The sequence below is a fragment of the Streptomyces sp. NBC_01591 genome (assembly GCF_035918155.1).
In the GTDB taxonomy this organism is placed as follows: Bacteria; Actinomycetota; Actinomycetes; order Streptomycetales; family Streptomycetaceae; genus Streptomyces.
The window spans coordinates 5,369,637-5,391,414 of record NZ_CP109327.1 but is presented as its reverse complement, the minus strand read 5'-3'; the positions used below and the strand labels follow the sequence as shown (position 1 = coordinate 5,391,414).

Below are 21,778 nucleotides of genomic sequence, written 5' to 3'. Positions count from 1 at the left end.
CACGGTGAACGCGCTGCGGTCGCCCGCTACTTCAGATGGTCCGGGCCGAACGCCTGCGGCAGCATCTCGTCGAGTGTGCGCAGCCCGTCGGGCGTCTCCAGGACCAGCTCGGGGCCGCCGAACTCGTACAGCAACTGCCTGCACCTGCCGCACGGCACCAGGATCTCGCCGGCCCCGTCCACGCAGGTGAAGTGGGTGAGCCGGCCGCCCCCGGTGGCGTGAAGCTGGGAGACCAGGCCGCACTCGGCGCACAGCCCGATGCCGTACGAGGCGTTCTCGACGTTGCAGCCGGAGACCGTACGGCCGTCGTCGACGAGCGCCGCGGCGCCGACCGGGTAGTGCGAGTACGGGACGTACGCGCGGGTCATCACGGACCGTGCGGCGCTCCGCAGCGCCGCCCAGTCGACCTCCGCGGCGGCCGTCACTTGCCCTGGCCCTTGCGGTAGACGAGACCGTCCGCCTTCGGCATGCGCAGGCGTTGCGCCGAGAGCGAGAGGACCAGCAGCGTCGTGACGTACGGAGCGGCGTCGACGAACTGGCTCGGCACCTGGTCCGTCAGCGCGTACCAGGTGAAGAGCAGCGCGGAGACCGCTGCCGAGACCACCGCGGCCACGTACTTCTTCCGGTACAGCTGCCAGAGCAGTACGACCACCAGCAGAATCGCGAGCAGCAGAAGCATCGCGTGCACGTTCTCGGCACCGCCGCGCAGCTTGAGGCTGTCGGTGAAGCCGAACAGGCCCGCACCGAGTGCCATCCCACCGGGCATCCAGTTGCCGAAGATCATCGCGGCGAGACCGATGTAACCGCGGCCACCGGTCTGGCTCTCCTGGTAGATGCCGGTGGAGACGATCGCCAGGAAGGCGCCGGCGAGTCCGGCCAGACCGCCGGAGACCACGACGGCGATGTACTTGTACTTGTAGACGTTGACGCCGAGCGACTCGGCGGCGACCGGGCTCTCGCCGCAGGAGCGCAGCCGCAGGCCGAACGAGGTGCGCCACAGCACCCACCAGGTGCCGGGGACCAGCAGCAGCGCGACGACGGTCAGCCAGGACAGGTTGGTGACCAGGCCACCGACGACCCCGGCGACGTCGGAGACGAAGAACCAGTGCTTCTCCTGCAGATCGAGAAGCCAGTCCGACAGCCCCGGAATGGTGATCCGGTCGATCGCCTCGATCCGCGGGGACTGCTTGGACGAGCCCCCCTCCACACCGTCGAAGGCGAAGTTGGAGAGGTAGCGGGTCACTCCTACCGCGAGGATGTTGATGGCCACACCGGAGACGATGTGGTTCACCCCGAAGGTGACGGTGATGATCGCGTGCAGCAGGCCACCGAGGGCGCCGCCGACGATGCCGAACAGGACACCCACCCACGGGCCCCACTGGAACCCGGCCCAGGCACCGAACCAGGTGCCCAGGATCATCATGCCTTCGAGACCGATGTTGACGACGCCCGCACGCTCGGCCCACAGACCGCCGAGTCCGGCGAGGCCGATCGGGACCGCCAGTTCGAGGGCGCCCGCGACCTGCCCCACGGAGGTCACGTCGTTGGCACCGCTGATCAGGCGGACGAGCGAGACCAGCGCGAGCCCGCCCGCGATGATCAGCAGGATGACGGGCAGGGTGAGCTTGCGGCGGCCGCCGCCCTTCTTGGGGGCGACGCTCGCGGCGGAAACCTGGGTTGCGCTCACAGTGCGGCCTCCTTCTCGGTCTTGAGGGCATGGCCGGCGGCGAGTTCCTCGCCGACCTTCTGCTGCTGGCGGCGGGTTCCGTAACGGCGCACGAGTTCGTAGCTGACGACGACCGAGATCACGATCAGACCCTGCATGATCGTGGCGATCTCCTTCTCGTACCCGAACTGGTCGAGCGAGGAGGACGTCTTGTCCAGGAAGGCGATCAGCAGGGCGCTGAAGGCGATGCCGATCGGGTTGTTCCGGCCGAGCAGGGCGATGGTGATGCCGGTGAAGCCGATCCCGGTCGGGAAGTCGAGACTGTAGGTGTGCGAGTCACCGAGGAGCGTCGGCATGCCCGCCAGACCGGCGACGGCGCCGGAGATCAGCATCGAGGTGAGGATCATCTTCTTGGCGTCCACACCGGATGCCTGGGCGGCGCTCTCGCTCTCACCCGTGGCCCGCAGGTCGAAACCGAAGCGGGTGCGGTTCAGGACGAACCAGTAGACGACGCCGCAGGCGGCCGCGACGAAGGTGAACCCGTAGATCTCCCCCGCCTCCGCGCCCATGGACAGGCCGGGGAACCAGGCGGACTCCGGGATGTCGCCGGTGGTCAGGTTGTTGGAGCCGGCGGGCTGCACGCCGAAGTTCTTCGGCAGGATCAGCCAGGCGACCAACGCGGTCGCGATGGAGTTGAGCATGATCGTCGAAACGACCTCGCTGACCCCCCGGGTGGTCTTGAGGAAGCCGGCGATCCCCGCCCAGAAGGCGCCGACGAGCATCGCGACGATCACGATCAGCGCGATCTGCAGCGGTCCCGGCAGGTCGACGTTCGCGCCGACCAGCGCGGCCATCATCGCGGCGAGCCGGTACTGGCCGTCGACACCGATGTTGAAGAGGTTCATCCGGAAGCCGATGGCGACCGCGAGGGCGGCGAGGTAGTACGTACCCGCCTGGTTGATGATCAGCACCTGCACGTCGACGTACGCCGCCGAGTCGAACATCAGCCGATACGGCTCGAACGGGTTCTTGCCCGAGGCGAGCAGCACCGCGGTGGTGAGCGCGAAGGCGACGACCAGGGCGAGAACGGGGCCGGCGAAGCCCAGGATCAGCCGGTCCTTGTCGAATTTCTTCATCGGTCCTCGTCCTCCGGTGCTGCCTCGAGATGACCGGTGGCGGCGCCGGTCATGGCCGAGCCCAGTTCCTCCGGGGTGATGGTGCCGGGGTCGGCGTCGGCGACCAGCCGACCGCGGTACATGACGCGCAGGGTGTCGGAGAGCCCGATCAGCTCGTCCAGGTCCGCCGAGATGAGCAGGACGGCGAGGCCCTCGCGGCGCGCCTCGCGGATCTGGTCCCAGATCTGCGCCTGCGCGCCGACGTCCACGCCGCGGGTGGGGTGCGCGGCGATCAGGAGCTTCGGGTCGTGGCTCATCTCGCGGCCGACGATCAGCTTCTGCTGGTTGCCGCCGGAGAGGGAGGCCGCGGTGACCTCGATGCCAGGGGTGCGGACGTCGTACTCGCGGACGATCCGCTCGGTGTCGGCGCGGGCCGCCTTGATGTCCAGCAGCCCGCCCCGGCTGTTGGGCCGTTCCGTGACGTGACCGAGGATCCGGTTCTCCCAGAGGGACGCCTCCAGCAGCATGCCGTGCCGGTGACGGTCCTCCGGGATGTAGCCGATGCCGCTCTCGCGCCGCTTGCGCGTGGGAACGTGCGAGATGTCGTCGCCGTCGAGGGTGATCACTCCGCCGTCGGGGTTCCTCATGCCGATCAGAGCCTCGATCAGCTCGGTCTGGCCGTTGCCCTCCACACCGGCGATGCCCAGCACCTCGCCCTTGTGGATGGTGAGGTCGATGCCGGCCAGCACGTCACGCACCGCACCGTCCGGATCGGTCACGGTGAGCGCGAGGTTCTCGATGCGCAGCATCGGGATGTCCGTCACCGTGGACTCACGGGTCTCGGGAGAGGGCAGTTCGCTGCCGACCATCAGCTCGGCGAGCTGCTTGGTGGTGATGTCGGCCGGGTCCGCGGTGCCGACCGTCGTGCCGCGGCGGATCACCGTGATGTCGTCGGCGACCGACAGGACCTCGCCCAGCTTGTGCGAGATGAAGATGACGGTGAGGCCCTCCGCCTTGAGCTCGCGCAGGTTGTCGAAGAGCGCGTCGACCTCCTGCGGCACAAGCACGGCGGTCGGTTCGTCCAGGATCAGGATGCGCGCGCCCCGGTAGAGGACCTTGAGGATCTCCACGCGCTGCCGGTCGGCGACACCGAGGTCCTCGACGAGGGCGTCGGGCCGGACCCCCAGACCGTACGCGTCCGAGATCTCCATGATCTTCTTGCGTGCGGCGGAGCCGATGCCGTGCAGCTTCTCGCCGCCGAGAACCACGTTCTCCAGGACGGTGAAGTTGTCGGCGAGCATGAAGTGCTGGTGCACCATGCCGATGCCGCGGTCGATGGCGTCGGCCGGGCTGCCGAACGCGACCTCGGTCCCGTTGATCGCGATGGTGCCCTCGTCCGGCTTCTGCATGCCGTAGAGGATCTTCATCAGTGTGGACTTGCCGGCACCGTTCTCACCGACGAGGGCGTGAACCGTGCCCTTGCGAATGGTGATGTCGATGTCCCGGTTGGCAACGACACCGGGGAAACGCTTGGTGATGCCGTGCAGTTCTACGGCGGGGGGGCTGGACGCGTTGATGACGCACTCTCCTTGGCCGGACAGGAGCGGGGGCGGAGGGGCAGGGGCGGGGTGAAGTTATCGCGCCGGAGGGCTGTCTACACGCGTAGTGCTACCGAATCGTAAGGCGCATATGCACAGCACATGGCGGGAGACCGGGGTCGGCCCCGTGCTGGAGAGACGCTGTGACGGGCGGAACTTCTCGGACGGACACCCCGTGAGCCCGGAGCAGCAACAAGGTGCGCTCCGGGCCCTGGGGAACCAGCCGTACGGCAGTTGCTGTGACGCAGGTGCCGTTACGGGGTGGTCTTGACGGTGACCTTGCCGTCGATGATGGCCTTCTTCGCCTTGTCGACAGCGGCGATGACGTCGGTCATCTTGGTGAAGGCCGGGTTGGAGTCGGCCAGGCCGACGCCGTCCTTGTCCAGGCCGTAGCGGACCTCACCGGACTGCGGCTTGCCGTCCTTGACCGACTGGATCAGGTTGAAGACGGAGTCCGCGACGTCCTTGGTGACCGAGGTCAGGATCTGGCCCTTGTAGGCGGCCAGGCCCTTCTGGTTGTACTGGTCGGAGTCGACGCCGATGGCCCACTTGCCCGCCTTGGCGGTGGCCTCGATGGACCCGGATCCGGCCAGACCGGCCGCCGCGTAGATGACGTCGGCCTTCTTGTCGAGCTGCCCCTGGGCGGCGGCCTTGCCGAGGTCGGGCTTGGAGAAGCCGTCGAAGTTCGGCGGCTGGGTCAGGTACTGCGACAGGACCTTCACCGACGGGTCGGTGTCCTTCACGCCCTGCTCGAAGCCCGCCTGGAACTTCTTGATCAGCGGGGTCTCCACACCGCCGATGAAGCCGACCGTCTTGGACTTGGTCACCTTGGCCGCCGCGACGCCGGCGAGGTACGAGCCCTGCTCCTCGTTGAAGACCATGTTGGCGACGTTCTTGTCGGTCACCGAGGCGTCGTCGATGATGCCGAAGGTGGTCTTCGGGAACTTCGCCGCGACCTTCTTGATGGCGGGCGCGTACGCGAAGCCGACGCCGATCACCGGGTTGTTGCCGGCGCGGGCCAGCGTGGTGAGACGCTGCACCTTGTCGGCGTCCGCCTCGCCGTCCGACGGCTCGGCCTCGGTGCCCTTGAAGCCGAGTTCCTTCTCGGCCTTGGCCAGACCGGCGTAGGCGGCGTCGTTGAACGACTGGTCGCCGCGTCCACCGACGTCGTACGCGATGGCCGTCTTGGCTTCCTTGGAGTCGGAACCCGCATCCGACGACGTCTTACTGCCACAGGCCGTGGCACTGAGCGCGAGCGCCGTGGACACAAGGCCCACGGTGGCAATCCGGGTGATCCGGCGCAAGGGAAGGCTCCTTCAAACCTGACCGAAGCGCCTCTTCCGGCGCTGGTTTCGCGGCGATCGTAACGCGCGTAGATGTCAGATAAAGCCCTGTACGGAAGCCGTTATCGGATCGTCGCGTACGAGGGACGACCTGCCCGGCTACAGGTGGTTGCCATCGAGTTACACGGAGACGATGAACGGCTCGACGACAAGGTACCCCGTTGCGTGGAAGATACTGATCAGCCGACCAGGACAGGGGTACGGCACTCAAGGTCCGCCCGGCCACCGCATGTCACCGCGGGGCGCACTCCCGGCCGACCGAGGACATCACGGGCGAACCGCCGAACCCTATGCGTTTCGAAACCCGAGTGGGCAGGGAAATCGGAATTCTAAATTCCGCAGATGCCACAAGTATGCGAAGGTAAAGTTTCTTGCCATGAACGGCAAAGTGTTGATATAAATCGATCGCCAGCTGATCAAGTCGGGGTGTCGCAGCGCCAATCATCCTGAATGCGCAGAGCAGAAGAAATCAACTTTCCGAGAATCCTGCCTGCGCGACCGGACCGACCAAACGGGAACTCCGGATGATTCCTGCAGTCGCGCTGCACCCCCTTTCACAAAGGGGAACTGTGAAAAGATCGCTCACCGCATCCTGTCTCGCTCTCACTTTCGCGACCGCGTCATTCGGTTTCGCACCAGCCGCCTCCGCCGGCGGCAGTGTTGGGAACTGCGACACGTGGATCACGTACAGCTCACCCAACTACGGAAACGCCCGCTGCACCAGCATTGCAAGGTTCGACGAGTTCCGAGCGAAGATCACGTGTATTGACCCCCACGGAAAGCAGTGGCTCGCCTACGGCCCATGGAAGAAGAACGGTGAGACTTCCAAGGGGAAGTGCTCAACCGACACGAATGTTGGCGTATTGAAGGTCGGCGTCAGCTACAGCGGCTAAGGGCTGTCCCGTAATCCCTGGTAGATCGGCGTGCGGCGTCAGATGCGGTGCATCGCAAGGCGGAGGGACGCACGAATGCTGACTGTATTCGCGCGTTCCGACAACGCAGCGAGGTGCCGTAGCTGTCGTCGCACGCCCGCCAGGGATTACGGGACAGGTTTCTCTCCCTGGCTACCGCGACCTCCCTGGCAAGGCGAACCACTCATTGGGGCACCCAATGAAAGAAAGCGGACCGCATTCGACCCCGGTGATCACGAGGGCTGTAGCGCTCAGCGCCCGCAACCATTACTAGCCAGGCCCACTAGGTCTTCGAAACACATGGAAGGGCAACCTTGAAGAAGGCACTCATCTCAGCATTCGGCGCTGCGATCGCAGTAGCATCCTTGATTATCGCACCCAGCGCCTCGGCAGCTGAAGTCGGCACTCAGGATATCGATTGCGACACGTGGTACAAAAAAACCTCTCCCAACGTGGGATATGCAAAGTGCACCGGAATGCTCCCTTGGCCCCTTGAAGGTGCCCAGGTGAAGCTCACCTGCATCGACCCTCACGGAAAGCAATGGCTCGTCTATGGCCCGAGGAAGGGCAATGGGAAGACGTCCAGTGCGAAGTGCTCGACCGACACCAACGTCGGGATCTTCAAGGTCGGCGTCAACAGGACTCGCATCTAAGGCCCGTTGAGAGCGGTTGAAGAATGGGAGGCGCCCGCGAACTTGCGGGCGCCTCCCCGCCCATCCCGGCTCAGGCAGAGTTGCCGTCCAGCTGTGCGGCCGCAGTGAACAGCTCGACGGCGACCGTGATCGCCTCCTCGTCGGCGTCGAAATCGCCGCGATGCAGGTCGAGACGGGCAGTGTCGCCGGGCGTACGGACCCCGAGCCGGGCCATGGCGCCGGGGACGTGTTCCAGGTACCAGGAGAAGTCCTCGCCGCCCAGGCTCTGTTCGGTGTCCTCGATCGCATACGATCCGCGGCGCGCGGTCATCGCCGTGGCGAGCAGATCGATCACGGCGGCGTCGTTCACGACGGGCGGTACGCCCCGGACGTAGTTGATCACCGTCTTGGCGCCGTGCATCTCCGCCACCTCGTCGATCGCGGCGTGCACCAGGTCGGGGGCCTCCCGCCAGGCGGCCAGCTCCAGGCAGCGGACGGTGCCCGAGAGTTCGGCGTGCTGCGGGATCACGTTGCAGGCGTGACCGGCCTCCAGCCGCCCCCAGGTGACGGCGAGCCCGGCCCGTGCGTCGACCCGGCGGGCCAGCAGCGCGGGCACCTCGGTGGCGACCTTGGCGGCGGCGGTGACCAGGTCGGTGGTCAGGTGCGGCCGGGCGGTGTGGCCGCCAGGACCGTCGAGCGACACCTCCAGCCGGTCGCAGGCCGAGGTGATCGCCCCCACCCGCAGCCCGATCCGCCCCACGTCCACCTTCGGGTCGCAGTGCACCCCGATGATCCGCCCGACGCCCTCCAGCGCCCCGGACAGGATCGTGTCGGGCGCCCCGCCGGGCAGCACCTCCTCGGCCGGCTGGAAGATCAGCCGCACGGGGTTCGGGAGCAGCCCCTGCCGGTCGAGCTCGGCGAGCACGAGCCCGGCGCCGAGGACCGAGGTGGTGTGGATGTCGTGCCCGCACGCGTGCGCCCGGTCGGGGACGGTGGAGCGGTACGGGACGCCGGCCTTGGTGTCCGGGATGGGCAGTGCGTCGATGTCCGCGCGCAGGGCGAGCATCGGCCGCGGGTCGCCTTCCCGGCTCCCCACGTCGCAGATGAGCCCCGTCCCCGTGTCGAGCACCCGGGGTTCGAGTCCCGCCTTCTCCAGCCGGGCCTTGATGGCCGCGGTGGTACGGAACTCCTGGTTACCCAGCTCGGGGTGCATGTGCAGGTCGCGCCGGAAGGCGATCAACTCGGCACGCAGGTCCTCGGGCAGGGTGCCGGGCAGCGCCTCGTCCCCGGGCAGCTGGGCATCGGAATCGCGGGACATCAACTGGTTCACCTGGTGAAGGGTAAGGCCCTTCCCCCTTCAACTGACCGTGAAACAAGAAAAGTTCAGCCACATAGACGAATAAATGACTGCGCCGTGGCGTGTGAGGTGACGGCGGGGCGGGTAAACTCGCCCCCTTTTGCGCCACGACAGGCCACCCCGGCCACTCCGGCCACTCCGGCCGCCATCGGGCTCCATCAGCCAGACAGCCCCCGGCGTACCGGGACCAGGGCCGCCCCGAGGCACAGCGCGCCGACCGGCAGCAGGTCCAGGCTCACGGCCATCAGCACGGTCCCGGCCAGAACCAGCACCGGGGCCCACGCCCGGACCAGGCCACGGCGGAAGAACGCGAGCAGGGTGACAAGACCCAGCAGCCCGAGCCAGAACAGCATCGGCACCACGGTGTAGACCAACGGCATCACACCGGGCACGCCCTGCACCCGGTCGAACATCTCGCTCATGGCCTGCTTGTCCGCCGCGGCGAACCCGGCCGCCAGGTCGATCACCGCCTGCACCACCACCGCCACCGTACCGAGCAACCCGGTCCAGGCGGCCACCTCGACGGCGACCCGCCTGCCCCCGCGCTGCCCGGCGAGTCTCCGCAACCCCAGGAACACCGGCACGAAGGCGAGCACGCCGGCCAGAAACAGCAGATGCGCCGCCGTCCACCACACCCCGGGCCCGTAATCACCAACGGCCCGCCCGACCAGCCGCACCGCCCCGTACCCCGCCATCAGGGCGGGTCCCGCGAGAAGGGCCGCCCCGACTGTCACCCCGGCCGTACCATCCGTACCGGCCGTCCCACCCTGTCGCTCCGTCGCCATCCGCATCGTCGTCATGCGTCGATGCTCGCGCCCGGCCGGCCCTGCCCGCTATCGGGGCTTCCCCCCAACAAACCCTGGGTGTACGCCACTTACGGGTCAGGGTGATCCATGGCGCCCCTCTCGGGCTTGCGTACGACATCGGCATCGACCGCCACCCCCGATGCCTCGCCCCCGGCAGGCAAGAGCCGCCATCGACGCACGCCTCCGGACCGCGGGGTAAACTTAGTCCAGTGATTAGTCCACCCGCCGATCCATCCCTGTGAGGCAGCCGTGGAAGCAGCTCGTCAGTACAACGTCCATGAGGCCAAGACCCACCTCTCGCGCATCCTGGAGCAGGTGGCCACGGGCGAGGAAGTAGTGATCTCCAAAGCGGGAGAGCCAGTGGCCAAAGTCGTGCCGCTCCGCGCCCGGGTGAAGCGGACCGGGCGCGGCTCGCTCCAGGGACAAATCCACATCAGGGAGGACTTCGACGACCTGCCGGACGACCTGGCCGACGCCTTCGGGGTGCGCTGATGAAAATGCTGCTCGACACACATGTCGTCCTGTGGTGGCTCGACGACTCCGCCGAGCTCACCAACGAGATCAAGCACCTGCTGGACACGGAGCCCTCGGTCTTCGTCAGTGCGGTCACCCCGTGGGAGATCGCGATCAAACAGTCCCTCGGAAAGCTCGAAGGTCCCGAGGATCTGGCTGAACGGGTACGGGACAGCCAGTTCACCTCGCTTCCGATCACCGCGGGACACGGCGTACGGGCGGGCAGACTGCCCGCACATCACCGCGATCCGTTCGACCGGATACTGATCGCGCAGGCCCAGACCGAGGGAATGACGATCCTGACCCGCGACAAGTGGATCCCCTCCTACGACGTGCAGGTCATGCCCGTCTGACGGTGGTGCGCGGCCCCGGCGCGGCTCTACGCCTCCGTCACCGCCGTGGCCCGCCAAGGCGCCAGGCGCTGAACGTCGCGGGCCGTTGCCGTGACGCCGCTCAGGAAGCCCTGGGCTCGCGGGGAGGCCGTGTCGCGGAGCCATTCCGGGGCGATGTCGCAGACCGCGACCTTCACCTCGGTGCCGGCCAGGGCGAGGGGCAGGGTGTGGACGACCGTGGAGGGGAAGCTCAGGACCGTGCGGCCGATGGGGCCGCGGCGGGCGATGAGTTCGAGGGGGAGGTCGGGGCGGACGATCTCCAGGCCGGTGGCGGCCTCCAGTGCGTGGAGCTTCTCGGTGGACTCGCGGCGGTGCGCGAAGTAGCGGGTCGCTCCGTGGGTGCGGGACAGGGACGCGACGGCCTCCAGGTACTGGTCCCGGTCGACCACGCCCGTCTCGACCAGTGAGGTGCCGACCAGGTCCGCGCCCTTGGTGAGCAGCGGCGGGCCGAAGCGGGCGCGGGTCCAGGCGAAGGTGTTGGGGGTGACGGTCACGCCGGGCGGAGCCTCGACCGGCATGGCCGTGAAGACCTCGACCGTGCGGGTGGCGGACGGGGTGAAGCGGCTGCGGGCGCGGGCCGTGACCGGGGCCAGGACCAGTTCGCGGGGGCCCGAGCTGCCCTTGCGGTGCCAGCGCACCAGGCGTTCGCCGCGCGCGAGTTGGGCGACGAACTCCATGGTGGCCGTGCCGTCGTCGACCACGGTGAGGCGGCGGGCCCGGACCATGGTGAGCAGGAGTTGTACGTACCGGGAGAACGGGTCGCCGATGACGACGTGTTCCGCCCGGCGGACGAGTCCGGACAGGTCGCGCAGGCTCTTCAGGGGCGCGCCCGCGCCGCCGCGCGCCTCCTGCCAGCGGACGTTGATGCCCTCGTCGCGGGCCAGCTCCGCCATCCGGCGCAGCTGACCGCGCGACATCGGGTCGACCGGGGGGAGGACGACGACCGTGATGTCCGTGAGGACCCGGTCGCCACCTCCCTCTGTGTAGGCCCACTCCAGGACGTTCAGGAGCTGGACCGGGCTCTCGACGAAGGCGAGGTTCACCGGTCGGCCCGTCAGACCGCGACCGGCTCGGCGGCCGGAGCCGCCTCGGTGTTCTCGGCGACGACGCCCGCGACGCGGCGGAGCTTCTTCATCGGGCCGAGCTCGGACTCGTACACCTTCTTGACGCCGTCGCCGAGCGAGGCCTCGATGGTGCGGATGTCGCGGACGAGGCGGGTGAGGCCCTGCGGCTCGACGGAGGCGGCCTGGTCGGAGCCCCACATGGCGCGGTCGAGGGTGATGTGGCGCTCGACGAACGCGGCGCCGAGGGCGACGGCGGCGAGGGTCGTCTGGAGGCCGGTCTCGTGGCCGCTGTAGCCGATCGGGACGTTGGGGTACTCCTGCTGGAGGGTGTTGATGACCCGGAGGTTCAGCTCCTCGGCCTTGGCCGGGTACGTCGAAGTGGCGTGGCAGAGAAGGATGTTGTCCGAGCCGAGGACCTCGACCGCGTGGCGGATCTGGCGCGGGGTCGACATGCCGGTGGAGAGGATGACCGTGCGGCCGGTGGCCCGCAGGGCGCGCAGGAGCTCGTCGTCGGTGAGGGAGGCGGAGGCGACCTTGTGGGCGGGGACGTCGAACTTCTCCAGGAAGGCGACGGCCTCGGTGTCCCACGGGGAGGCGAACCAGTCGATGCCGCGCTTGGCGCAGTGCTCGGAGATGGCCTGGTACTCGGCCTCGCCGAACTCAACGCGGTGGCGGTAGTCGATGTACGTCATCCGGCCCCAGGGGGTGTCGCGCTCGATGTCCCACTGGTCGCGCGGGGTGCAGATCTCCGGGGTGCGCTTCTGGAACTTGACGGCGTCGCAGCCGGCTTCGGCGGCCACGTCGATCAGGGCGAGGGCGTTGTCGAGGTCGCCGTTGTGGTTGATGCCGATCTCGCCGGTGATGTAGACGGACTGGCCGGGGCCGGCGGTGCGGGTGCCGAGGGTGCGCAGACGGGAGGTGCTCATGAGGTGTGTTTCCTTAGCTCGGATGACTTGGCGGGTTTGGGGGACCCGGGGTAGTTGCTGGTAGTTGCTGGAGTTAGCGGGGTTGCTTGGGGGACTGAGTGGGGTTCGTGGTCGTGAGGGTGGGGCCGAGCAGCCAGGCCGCGATCTCGCGGATGGCGCCGAAGCCGCCGGGGGTGGTCGTGACGGCGCGTGCGGCCGCCCGTACCGAGTCGTGGGCGCTGGCGACGGCGACGGGCCAGCCGGCGAGTGCGAAGCACGGCAGGTCGTTGACGTCGTTGCCGACGTAGAGGACACGTTCGGGAGCGATGGACTGTTCGTCGCACCACTGCTTGAGCGCCTGGTCCTTGCGGTCGATGCCGTGCAGGACCGGGATGCGGAGCTTGTGGGCGCGGGCGGCGACGACCGGGTTCTGCTCGCTGGAGAGGATCAGCAGCGGCAGTCCGGTCTTGCGCAGGGCCGCGATGCCGAGGCCGTCGCCGCGGTGGACGGCGACGATCTCGCGTCCGTCGGCGTCGATGAGGACCCGGTCGTCGGTCTGCGTGCCGTCGAAGTCGAGGACGACCGCGTCGATGTCGTCGAGGGTGGGCAGCGGCGAGGGGTCGAGCAGCGGCGCGAGGGCGCGGGCGCGGGCCAGGTCGTGCGGGTCGTCGATCTCCAGGACCCGTGCGGCGTCGGTGCGCACCAGGGCGGTGTGGCCGAAGAAGCGGTGGCGGTGGGTGCGGAAGCCCGCCACGTTCATGGCGTACGCGGTGCCGGTTTCGAGGAGGTCCTCGGGGCGGTCCTGGCGCATCTGCCGTACGGACTTGTCGTGGTTGACGCCGTAGTTGTCCTCCTCGATCGCGCTGCCGTCGCGCCAGAGGAAGCCGTGGAAGGGGGCGACGGTGACCGCCGTGTCGGCGCCGTCGTGGGCGACCGCGGCGGCGACGCCGTCGATGTCCTCCCGTACGACGAAGGGGCTGGTGCACTGGACCAGCAGCACCACGTCGGCCGTCCGCTCGCGCATCGCCTCGTAGGCGTCCAGGGCGTGCAGCACCGCGTCCTCGCTGCTGGACTTGTCCCCGGCGATGGCCGCGGGGCGCTGGACGATGTGCAGCCGCTCGGGGGCGCCGAGCGTGTCGCCCGCGGCGCGGGCCGCGTCGGCGATGGCCGCGTCGTCGGTCGTCACGACGACGTCCGTGACCTCGCGGGAGGCCAGGCAGGCGCGTACGGCGCGGGCGATCAGCGGTACGCCGCCGACCTGGGCGAGGTTCTTGGCCGGGACGCCCTTGGATCCGCCGCGGGCGGGGATCACGGCGAGCACGGTGGGGGTCGGGGTCATCTCTGCTCCTGAAGTGGTGTTCACAGCTCGCCCATCCGTCGGATCACCGGGGCGACCCGCTGGACGCCCTGCCGGTACGCGCCGCGCGCCGCTTCCCGGACCGCCTCGCGGACCGCGCCGCGCACCCCGCCGGTCTCGCGGGGCCGTTCGGCGCCCGGCAACGGGTGGCCGTCGGGGGCGAGGTGGTGGCGGGCGAGGATGCCGGGGAGGTAGCCGGGGGCGGTGGCGGGCGTGTAGTACGGGGCGAGGTCGGGCAGCCGGGCCGCGGCGAGCAGGTCGTCGACGCGGGCGCGGGCGTGGTCGTAGGCGGTGGCGTACGTGCCGTCGGCGGCGACGCCCTGGCCGGCCAGCCACTGCGGGTCGGGCTCCGGGCGGAAGCCGCCGTCCAGGTGGTCCCAGGAGGTGAGCAGGCCGGAGCCGATGAAGTGGTGGTTGCCCAGTGCCTCGCGGACGCCGAGGTCGGTGAGGACCGCGGTCGGGATACGCCGGTGCAGGGACTCCAGTGCGGCGGTCGAGGAGACCGTGACCAGCAGGTCGGTACGGTCCAGGACCTCGCCCATGTGCCCGTACACCAGGCGGAAGTTGGGCGGGAGTCCGCCGGGCAGCTTCTCGGCGAGCCGCTGGTACGGGAGTTCCTCGATGTGCGTGGTGTGCTCACCGGGCTTGGAGCGCAGCTTCAGCAGCACCTCGCGGTCCGGGTGCAGCCTGGCGTGCTCGACGAGCCTGCGCAGCAGGTACATGCGGTCGTCGCGGGAGGCCGGTACGGAGGGCTGGGCGGCGAAGACGACGGTGTCGCGGCCCTCCTGCGGGCGGTGCGGCTCGCCGCCGAGGAACGGCAGGGCGGCCTCGGTGACGGCCGAGGCGTCGGCGCCCACTCCCCCGTACACCGCGCGGAAACGCTCCGCGTCGTGGCGGGAGTTGGCGAGGACGACGTCCGCGCCGTGCCGCAGCAGCAGCCCGTCGGCGAGCTTCTCGTAGACGACGCCGACATAGCCGGTGACGACGACGGGCCGGGCGGGCAGCCGCAGTGCGGCGAGTCCGTGCAGCATCGCCTGGACGGCTCCGCCGACGAGGGCGAGGACGACGACGTCGTACCCCTCGTCCCGCACGGTGTGCAGGAATTCGACGGCCGTCACCTCGCGCACCCGGCCGGCCTCGATACCGACGTCGCCGACCTCGGCGAGCTGGCGCGGGGTCGGGGTGGCCCGGCCGCGCAGCAGCAGTCCGCTGATCTCGACGCGCTGCGCCGACGTCCCGGACGCGTCGGCGGTGAGGCGGCGCGCGGTGAGCGCGCCCCATTTCCACCGGGTGTCGGAGTCGGCGAGTACGGCTACCCGGAGGGTGGTCGTCTTTTCGGTACGTGGGGGCACGTCCCAGAACTTAGGAAGGCATTTCGATTCGCGGCCCAACGTGACGGCAACAGCTGGTTAACAGCCCGCCGACGCTTGGCGAATCGCCTTCACAAAGGGGACGCAATCGCCCATGATTCGGCCCGGTTCATCATTCCGACATTCGCCGTTCACCCGCCGTCCCTCCCGGGGCCAAGGCAAATGACGGGCTCCCGCCTAGCGTGAGACGGGTGGTTAAGCTCTCGGTCATCGTGCCGTTCTACAACGTGCAGACATACGCCCCCGACACCTTGAGAAGCCTGCGGGCCAACGCCCGCGAGGACTTCGAATTCATCCTGGTCGACGACTGTTCGACCGACGGGACCGCGGACATACTGCGCCGCGCCGAGGACGAGATTCCGGGGGTGGTCGTACGCAGACACAAGCAGAACGGCGGACTGGCCACCGCCCGTAACACCGGCCTGGACGCCGCGCGCGGCGAGTACCTCGCGTTCCTGGACGGGGACGACTGGCTCGCCCCCGGTTTCTACGCCGAACTCCTGGCCAGGACAGAGGTGCTGGGCTGCGACTTCGTCCGCACCGACCATGTCCAGGTCGAGGGCAGGAGCCGCACGGTGCACCGCGTCCCGCACGGCAGGCGCGGCGAGGTGATGGACCCGCGGGACGCGATCCTGCCCGCCGAGCGGTCCACCTCGGTCGACTATCCGTACGCCTGGGCCGGGCTGTACCACCGGCGGCTGCTGGACCGCGGACTGCTGCATTTCACGGACGGGCTGCGTACCGCGGAGGACCGTCCGTGGATCTGGCGGCTGCATCGCGAGGCCGATTCCTTCGCGGTGCTGGGGCTTCTCGGAATTTTCTACCGGCGCGGGGTCGCCTCTTCGCTCACGCAGATCGGCGACGTACGCCAGCTCGATTTCATTCGCTCGTTCGACCAGGTCATTCGGGAAACCGCGGAAGACCGCGACGCACAGGTACTGCTGCCGAAAGCGGTCCGTACCTATTGCGCGATCATTTCCCACCACATGAGCTCGATCGAAAGGTTCGAACCCGCCGTGGCCCGCACACTGAAGTCCATGAGTGCCGCCGCGCTCAAGCGAATGCCGCAGCAGGTGCTCGACGACGCCCTCGACTCGATGGACGTGCAGCGCGCCACCCTGCTGCGCCGGCTGCGCCGCCGCCCGGCCGCCGCGGGCGCCAAGGAGGTGTCCGCCGCGTGAACACCGCCCGGTCCCGCACCACGCAGATCTTCTTCGCCTCCACGCTCTACGGCACCGCCACGCTCGCCGCCGCGCTCGACGCGGGCTGCTTCCCGGACGCGGACAGACGCATCCTGCTCGTCTCGAACAACGCGGCCGTGCCGGAGACGACGGCCTCCCTCGACGCGATGCCCGGGTTCGACGCGCTGCGCGGCCGTTTCGACGACGTGGTGTCGTGGAACACGACGATCGCCCCCTTCCACCCGGGCGGCTGGGCGCCGCGCCCCGACGACGTGCCCCTGTGGGAGCGGCATCTGCGCCTGGCCTGGGGGCTCGGCGACGACGACATCGAGCTCGCGGTCGAGTCGATCCAGGTCAACCCCGCGCTGGCCGTCGCACAGATCTTCACCGGCGCGCCGGTCGATGTGTACGCGGACGGGCTGATGAGCTACGGCCCCACCCGCAACAAGATCGACCCGCTGGTCGGTACCCGGGTGCGCCGGCTGCTCCACCTCGACCTGGTGCCGGGGCTGAAGCCGCTGCTGCTCACGGAGTTCGGGGTGGCGCCGCAGATCGTGCCGACCGAGGTGTTCCTCAAGGTGCTCGGCGAGCTGGCGGACGCGCCCGCGGCCCAGGACGGCGTTCCGGCCGTGGAGGCGCCCGCGCTGCTGCTCGGCCAGTACCTCTCGGCGCTCGGGCTGATCAGCGCGGCCGAGGAGGAGAATCTGCATCTGCGGATGATGCGCGGCGCGGTCGCGCTCGGCCACACCCGCCTCGTCTTCAAGCCGCATCCCACGGCCCCGGCCCAGTGGTCGAAGGCGATGGGCGCGGAGGCCGAGAAGCTGGGCGCCGAGCTGACGGTGCTGGACGAGGGGGTGCTCACCGCCCCGGTCCTCGCCGAGGTTCTGTACCAGCGGATGCGGCCCGCGCTGGTCGTCGGCTGCTTCTCGACGGCGCTGCTCACCGCCTCGCAGTTCTACGGGCTGCCGGTGGCCCGGGTCGGCACCGAGGTGCTGCTGGACCGGCTCGCCCCGTACGAGAACAGCAACCGCATCCCGGTCACGCTCGTGGACGCGCTGGTGCCGGAGGTGACGGACCGGGCGGCCGTCGAGAGTGCGGGGGCGGCGCAGAGCGGGGAGCCGGTGGATCCGGCGGACCTGACCGGGCTGGTCACCGCGGTCGGCTTCGCGATGCAGCCGAGGATCTACCCGGGGCTGCGGCCGGCCGCCGAGCGTTATCTGGCCGCGCACCTGGACGCCACGACCTGGCGCTACTTCAAGCGCAAGCGGCTGACCTCGCTGGCGCTGCCGGGGGCGGTGCCGGCGCAGCTCGCGTTCCTGCCGCGCAACGCGGTGGTGCGCCGGGTGGCGCGGTCGGTGCGGCGCCGGGTGGTGCGGCAGTAGGCGGCTGATACGGAGGGCGGGGCGGGGGCGGGGCCGGATTCGGCACCCGGCCCCGCCCCGCTTCCGGGCGCCGGTCAGACGGGTACGCCGCCCTGGATCACCCTCAGGTCCGCCGCGTTGGCCTCGGTGACCTTCCAGAGTTCCCGCTGCCGACCGTGCACGTCGGCGACCGTCGCCGCGTGGTCGTCGAGCAGCCCGGCCGCCCGCTCGGCGAGCCGGGCCCCGAGGTGCCGGTCGTGGACCGAGATGCCCCACTCCGGGCGGTCGATGTCGGAGAGGAAGTACGCCATCTTCGGGTGCGAGATCAGGCTGATGATCGGCGTACCGCAGCCGAACGGGATCATCCCCGCGTGCCCGCGCATCCCGATGACCAGCCTGGTGCGGGCGTAGGTGTCCCGGATCGCGTCGTTGCCGAAGTCGTACATCGGGATCACCGGCAGTGCGATGCCGTGCTCGCGCCGCAGGTCGAAGGCGACCCGCTCGTCGTCCAGCGAGTGGGCGACGCACCGGACCTCGGCCCGCTTGCCGAGCTCCCGCACCGCGGTCGCCATCTCGCCCAGGAAGTGCCCGTAGTCGTGCCCGAAGCGGAGCCCCGAACGGTCGTACGCGGCATTGATCAGCACGGTGTCCTCGCGGCGCTCCGGGTCCGTCCAGCCGTCCACCAGCTGCCTGGTGACCGTCGTCGGGCAGGGCTGGAAGCGCACCTTGTCGTGGAGCGAGGCGGGCAGCAGCTCCCGGACCTTCTCGATGGAGCCGTGGTTGCGCAGCCCGAAGAACGAGGCCCGTTCGACGAGCTTGCGCAGGCTGGAGAGGAACCTCTCCCGACCGTGCCCGTACGCCTGGCCGTCGAAGGCGTTGAAGCCGACCGCGTACACCATGACGGGTACGTCGATCCGGTCGAGCAGTTCGTCCGGGACGTTCCACTGCCAGCCGCTGTTGCCGTTGGGCGCGGTGTCCGGGATGAAGAGGCCACCGCCGCCGATGACCAGGCCCCGGCGCTCGTTGACCCGTTCCAGCGCGGCCTCGTCGAAGAGCCGGTGGGCGTGGATCGAGTGCCACCGCTGCGGTCCGGTGTCCCGGCCGAAGGCCAGCCGTACGCTCTCCGGCAGCAGCTTGTCCCCGGCGTTGCCCTGACGCTCCATGTAGAAGGCGACATGGGCGAGCTGGCCCGGGGCGGGGCCCTCCACGGGCGCGGTCAGGTCCGTGGTGCGCTTGTACATCAGCCGGTTGGCGCGGTGGGTGGGGTCGACCGCGAGGCCCTTCAGGGCGTACTCGGCCGCCCCGTCGTCGTCGCCATGGATCCAGGCGATCTGGGCGAGGCGGGCGAAGGCGGTCGCGGCCCGGTTGGGCGCCGCGGTGGCGAGCAGGAGCCGGGCGCGGGCCTCCTCGTAGCGGGAGACGCTCATCAGGGCGTGGCCGAGCACCTCGTGCGGCCAGGACTCGTCGACGGGTATCCGGACCCGGTCCAGCAGATCGGCCGCCTCCTGGTACTCGCCCGCCGAGATGTGGGCGGCGGCCACCTTGCGGGCGGCCTCCGCGGACCCGGTGCGCAGCACGTGCGGGGTGCCGTAGTGGACCAGCAGGTCGTGGTGCTTGGCACCGGGCAGCGCCACGTACGCGGAGTGGAACTCGGCGTCGGACAGCTCGAATTCGTGCCAGCGGGCCTCGGCCTCGCGGTAGCCGGCCTCGCCGCCCTGCCAGGGCTTGTGCCGCCCGGTGAAGTGCAGGATCGCGGTGGAGTCGGGGACCGGGAGGTCGCCGCTCAGCCGCCGCTTGACGAAGTTGTAGCGGGCGTCGAGCTGGACGAAGTCACCGTCGAGCACGGCGTTGAGGATGCCCTGGTCGTGCTTGTCGAGCTCGTACGTGCCTGCCCGGCCGACCTCGTCGAGCCTCGCGCAGAACGCGTCGCTCAGAAACTCGCGCTGGATGACCAGCAGTCCGCTGTTGAGCTTGTGCTGCCCGTAGAAGAACTGCGGCACGGCGGCCAGTCCGTCGCGCAGTGCGAGCAGTTCACCGAGATCGCCGAGGACGACCATGTCGGTGTCCAGGGTGATCACGGTGTCGTAGTCGCGGACCCGGAAGACGTCGAGGATGAAGTAGGCCTTGCGGACCAGGTAGTTGTCCTGGTCGCCCTTGGCGTACGAGTCGTAGTGCCCGGCGTCGACCCGGCGGAAGTCGACGCGCGGGTGCAGGGCCCGGATCTGCGCGACGGAGGCGGGGCGCAGTCCGTCGTGCAGGACGAGGAAGTCCTCGCAGACGTTCGGGTTGGAGAGGGCCAGGCTGCGCAGCAGGGCGAGGAAGCCGGGCAGGTAGTTCTCGTCGACGAAGCTCGCGAAGGCGACCCGGCGCTTGCCGGTGAGCGGGTTCGCGGGCGCGGGCGACTCGGGGAGGGCCGTGGTGTACGGGGTCGTGGCGGTCGTCGTCATCGCAGTCGGATCCTCATGTCGGTGACGCTCTGGGCGCGTTCCATGACCCACGCCTTTTCGCTGGTGTACTCGTGCACGGAGGTGATGGGCATCCGCATCGCGCCGGGCAGGCGGTAGGCGCCGCTCTCGTAGAAGTCGAAGCCGATCAGGTCGAGCCGGCTGCTGACGTCCAGGTGGTCGAGGAGCCACAGCATGTTGAACCCGGTGGTGGGGATGGCCGGCCAGACGTCGGCGCCGACGCGCCCGATGTCGCGCAGCGGCCAGCGCAGCGACTCGTCGCCCAGGTACTGCTGGGCGCCCGGGACGAGGCGGTTGCGCAGGGAGTGCTTCCAGTCGCCGGAGACCCCGCCGAAGACCAGCCGGGTGTGCACCTGCTGGTCCCAGTTGAAGCCGTGCTTGTGGATGGTGGCGTGGATGTCGGTGCGCCGTCCGGTCGCCGCCGGGTCGATCCGGTACGAGTTGAAGCGGACGACCAGGTCGTAGCCGTCGATCTCGGCGCCCATCGAACTGCTGCCGACGCGCTGGGAGTTGGCGATGAGGCAGATCGATTTGCCCGCTATCCGGTTGCGGAACTCGCCGACCGTGGTCCACTCGACACCACCGAAGGTGGGGTCCTCGACCGGGCCGCGCATCCGGCTTCTGCGCTGTTCGGCGTAGAGGCCGACGATCTCGGTGAGCCCGGCCACGGCGCCGGGGTCCGTCCCGGCCTCCTCCATGGCCAGTCCGAGGTACTGGGAGGTGGCCTCCTGGAGCTCCGTCACCGGGGCTCCGGTGCGCTCCTGGGCGAGCAGGGCGCCGACCAGCCGGGGCTCCGCCCGGTGCCAGTCGCCGCGCGCCTGGAGGGCCAGGCCCTCGGCCCAGGACTCGGTGACGGGCCGGGCGGCGTACTCGGCGGCGGCGGGGCAGTCGTGCTCCAGCCTCCGCAGCAGCTCGTCCTGGAGCCGCGCGCCCGCCCGCAGCCCGACGACCTTGGCCGCGACGCCGAAGCCGTCGTCCTCGGTGAACGAGAGGTAGCGCTCGTACGCCTCGATGGCCGCGGCCTCCGCGCCCATCGCCTCCAGCGTCCTGGCCCGCAGCCGCCAGCCGGCCCGCGAGCCCTTGCGCTGGGTCAGCACGGTGTCCCCGATGAGCACCGCGAGCTTCAGCTCGTCCTCGTAGCCGCAGTCCAGCGCCTTGTTGCCGACCATGAGCAGCGGGTCGAGCAGCTCGTCGGCGAGGGCCGCGGAGGCCGCCTGGGCCTTGCCGGCGCGCCTCATCAGCGGGATCGAGGGCGCGGCGGTCGCGGGTGCCGCGGGCTGCGTCGCGGCGTGCACGGCCAGCAGGTGCCGCAGCGCCTCCGCGAGTGCCGTACGCCGCCGGTCGAGCCCCGCCACCAGCTTGGTGCTGTGCGCGGCACAGGCCCGCAGGCACACGTCCACGTCGGTCGGGGTGACGGAGGCGAGCTGCGACGTGGCACTCCCGGGCGGGGCCGCGTCACGTTGCCGTGGCCGACGGGTGCGGGCTTCTCTCATGGCGCTCCAAGCGTCTGGTGCCCGTGGGGGGAAGGGGGCGTTTCCGGGCGTGCGGTCACCGGAACGCGCACGGAGCCCCGCCCGGTCGACGGGCGGATGCTCGGCGTGCGTGATCGGTTCCGCGACACGCTAAGAAACCTGAGCGGCCGCCGGATGAACTCACCCTGTCCGTACCGGAAACTGCGCACCGACCCCGCAGGTACGCGCGCCCGTCAGCGCACCCCGTACCGCGCCTCGATGCCCGCGACG

The 21,778-nt window shown here is 69.7% G+C and carries 18 protein-coding genes; 5 read left to right on the top strand and 13 right to left on the bottom strand.

Features of this window, described 5'->3' with window-relative positions; translation table 11 throughout:
• Window positions 1-26 precede the first annotated feature (26 nt).
• From OG978_RS25205 to OG978_RS25185, 5 genes are all read right to left on the bottom strand, one after another.
• Entirely contained in the window at window positions 27-425 is a 399-nt protein-coding gene (locus OG978_RS25205) for a cytidine deaminase (protein ID WP_326767372.1), read from the bottom strand.
• Entirely contained in the window at window positions 422-1,687 is a 1,266-nt protein-coding gene (locus tag OG978_RS25200) for an ABC transporter permease (protein WP_326767371.1), read from the bottom strand. Before OG978_RS25200 ends, OG978_RS25205 begins: the two co-directional genes overlap by 4 nt.
• A complete protein-coding gene (locus OG978_RS25195) occupies window positions 1,684-2,802 on the bottom strand; it encodes an ABC transporter permease (protein ID WP_326767370.1) in 1,119 nt (372 codons plus the stop codon). Before OG978_RS25195 ends, OG978_RS25200 begins: the two co-directional genes overlap by 4 nt.
• Entirely contained in the window at window positions 2,799-4,382 is a 1,584-nt protein-coding gene (locus OG978_RS25190; protein WP_326770156.1) for an ABC transporter ATP-binding protein, read from the bottom strand. Before OG978_RS25190 ends, OG978_RS25195 begins: the two co-directional genes overlap by 4 nt.
• Window positions 4,383-4,633: 251 nt before the next feature.
• A complete protein-coding gene (locus OG978_RS25185) occupies window positions 4,634-5,683 on the bottom strand; it encodes a BMP family lipoprotein (RefSeq protein WP_326767369.1) in 1,050 nt (349 codons plus the stop codon).
• 1,264 nt (window positions 5,684-6,947) lie between these two features.
• Here OG978_RS25185 and OG978_RS25180 point away from each other — a divergent pair.
• Window positions 6,948-7,286 (top strand): hypothetical protein, encoded by a 339-nt coding sequence (locus OG978_RS25180; protein ID WP_326767368.1) that lies wholly within the window; start codon window positions 6,948-6,950, stop codon window positions 7,284-7,286.
• A 70-nt stretch (window positions 7,287-7,356) separates the two neighbouring features.
• Here the strand turns inward: OG978_RS25180 and OG978_RS25175 are convergent, their stop codons facing one another.
• Window positions 7,357-8,583 carry an amidohydrolase gene (locus tag OG978_RS25175; RefSeq protein ID WP_326770155.1) on the bottom strand — a complete coding sequence of 409 codons (1,227 nt, stop codon included), beginning with the start codon at window positions 8,581-8,583 and terminating at the stop codon, window positions 7,357-7,359.
• A 197-nt stretch (window positions 8,584-8,780) separates the two neighbouring features.
• A complete protein-coding gene (locus OG978_RS25170; RefSeq protein WP_326767367.1) occupies window positions 8,781-9,422 on the bottom strand; it encodes a hypothetical protein in 642 nt (213 codons plus the stop codon).
• Window positions 9,423-9,677: 255 nt separating this feature from the next.
• Between OG978_RS25170 and OG978_RS25165 the strand changes: the two genes are divergently transcribed.
• Both OG978_RS25165 and OG978_RS25160 read left to right on the top strand, forming a co-directional pair.
• Window positions 9,678-9,920, top strand: a complete 243-nt coding sequence (locus OG978_RS25165; protein ID WP_326767366.1) for a type II toxin-antitoxin system Phd/YefM family antitoxin — start codon at window positions 9,678-9,680, stop codon at window positions 9,918-9,920.
• On the top strand, window positions 9,920-10,294 hold the full coding sequence (locus OG978_RS25160; RefSeq protein WP_326767365.1) for a type II toxin-antitoxin system VapC family toxin: 375 nt from the start codon (window positions 9,920-9,922) through the stop codon (window positions 10,292-10,294). Before OG978_RS25165 ends, OG978_RS25160 begins: the two co-directional genes overlap by 1 nt.
• 26 nt (window positions 10,295-10,320) lie before the next feature.
• Here OG978_RS25160 and OG978_RS25155 read toward each other — a convergent pair whose 3' ends face one another.
• The 4 genes from OG978_RS25155 to OG978_RS25140 all read right to left on the bottom strand — a co-directional run bounded on the left by OG978_RS25155 (window position 10,321) and on the right by OG978_RS25140 (window position 15,011).
• On the bottom strand, window positions 10,321-11,376 hold the full coding sequence (locus OG978_RS25155) for a hypothetical protein (RefSeq protein WP_326767364.1): 1,056 nt from the start codon (window positions 11,374-11,376) through the stop codon (window positions 10,321-10,323).
• 11 nt (window positions 11,377-11,387) lie between these two features.
• The gene (locus OG978_RS25150) at window positions 11,388-12,323 is read right to left on the bottom strand and encodes an N-acetylneuraminate synthase family protein (protein WP_326767363.1); all 936 of its coding nucleotides are present in this window, start codon (window positions 12,321-12,323) and stop codon (window positions 11,388-11,390) included.
• Window positions 12,324-12,396: 73 nt separating this feature from the next.
• Window positions 12,397-13,641, bottom strand: coding sequence for an acylneuraminate cytidylyltransferase (locus OG978_RS25145; protein WP_326767362.1), 1,245 nt, complete (start codon window positions 13,639-13,641; stop codon window positions 12,397-12,399).
• Between the two features lie 20 nt (window positions 13,642-13,661).
• Window positions 13,662-15,011, bottom strand: coding sequence for a DUF6716 putative glycosyltransferase (locus OG978_RS25140; RefSeq protein WP_326767361.1), 1,350 nt, complete (start codon window positions 15,009-15,011; stop codon window positions 13,662-13,664).
• Between the two features lie 209 nt (window positions 15,012-15,220).
• Here OG978_RS25140 and OG978_RS25135 point away from each other — a divergent pair, with 209 nt between their 5' ends.
• Together OG978_RS25135 and OG978_RS25130 are read left to right on the top strand one after the other, a co-directional pair.
• Window positions 15,221-16,210, top strand: a complete 990-nt coding sequence (locus OG978_RS25135; protein ID WP_326767360.1) for a glycosyltransferase family 2 protein — start codon at window positions 15,221-15,223, stop codon at window positions 16,208-16,210.
• Window positions 16,207-17,592, top strand: coding sequence for a polysialyltransferase family glycosyltransferase (locus OG978_RS25130; protein WP_326767359.1), 1,386 nt, complete (start codon window positions 16,207-16,209; stop codon window positions 17,590-17,592). Before OG978_RS25135 ends, OG978_RS25130 begins: the two co-directional genes overlap by 4 nt.
• Window positions 17,593-17,666: 74 nt before the next feature.
• On the opposite strand, the gene OG978_RS25125 is transcribed toward OG978_RS25130, so the two are convergent.
• On the bottom strand, window positions 17,667-20,018 hold the full coding sequence (locus tag OG978_RS25125) for a glycosyltransferase (RefSeq protein WP_326767358.1): 2,352 nt from the start codon (window positions 20,016-20,018) through the stop codon (window positions 17,667-17,669).
• Window positions 20,015-21,529, bottom strand: a complete 1,515-nt coding sequence (locus tag OG978_RS25120) for a hypothetical protein (RefSeq protein WP_326767357.1) — start codon at window positions 21,527-21,529, stop codon at window positions 20,015-20,017. Before OG978_RS25120 ends, OG978_RS25125 begins: the two co-directional genes overlap by 4 nt.
• Window positions 21,530-21,778: the final 249 nt, after the last annotated feature.

Coding starts and splice junctions, on each gene's coding strand:
- OG978_RS25125 (WP_326767358.1), bottom strand. CDS start 20,018: ATGACGACGACCGCCACGACCCCGTACACCACGGCCCTCCCCGAGTCG.
- OG978_RS25175 (WP_326770155.1), bottom strand. CDS start 8,583: ATGTCCCGCGATTCCGATGCCCAGCTGCCCGGGGACGAGGCGCTGCCC.
- OG978_RS25145 (WP_326767362.1), bottom strand. CDS start 13,641: ATGACCCCGACCCCCACCGTGCTCGCCGTGATCCCCGCCCGCGGCGGA.
- OG978_RS25195 (WP_326767370.1), bottom strand. CDS start 2,802: ATGAAGAAATTCGACAAGGACCGGCTGATCCTGGGCTTCGCCGGCCCC.
- OG978_RS25150 (WP_326767363.1), bottom strand. CDS start 12,323: ATGAGCACCTCCCGTCTGCGCACCCTCGGCACCCGCACCGCCGGCCCC.
- OG978_RS25160 (WP_326767365.1), top strand. CDS start 9,920: ATGAAAATGCTGCTCGACACACATGTCGTCCTGTGGTGGCTCGACGAC.
- OG978_RS25120 (WP_326767357.1), bottom strand. CDS start 21,529: ATGAGAGAAGCCCGCACCCGTCGGCCACGGCAACGTGACGCGGCCCCG.
- OG978_RS25170 (WP_326767367.1), bottom strand. CDS start 9,422: ATGACGACGATGCGGATGGCGACGGAGCGACAGGGTGGGACGGCCGGT.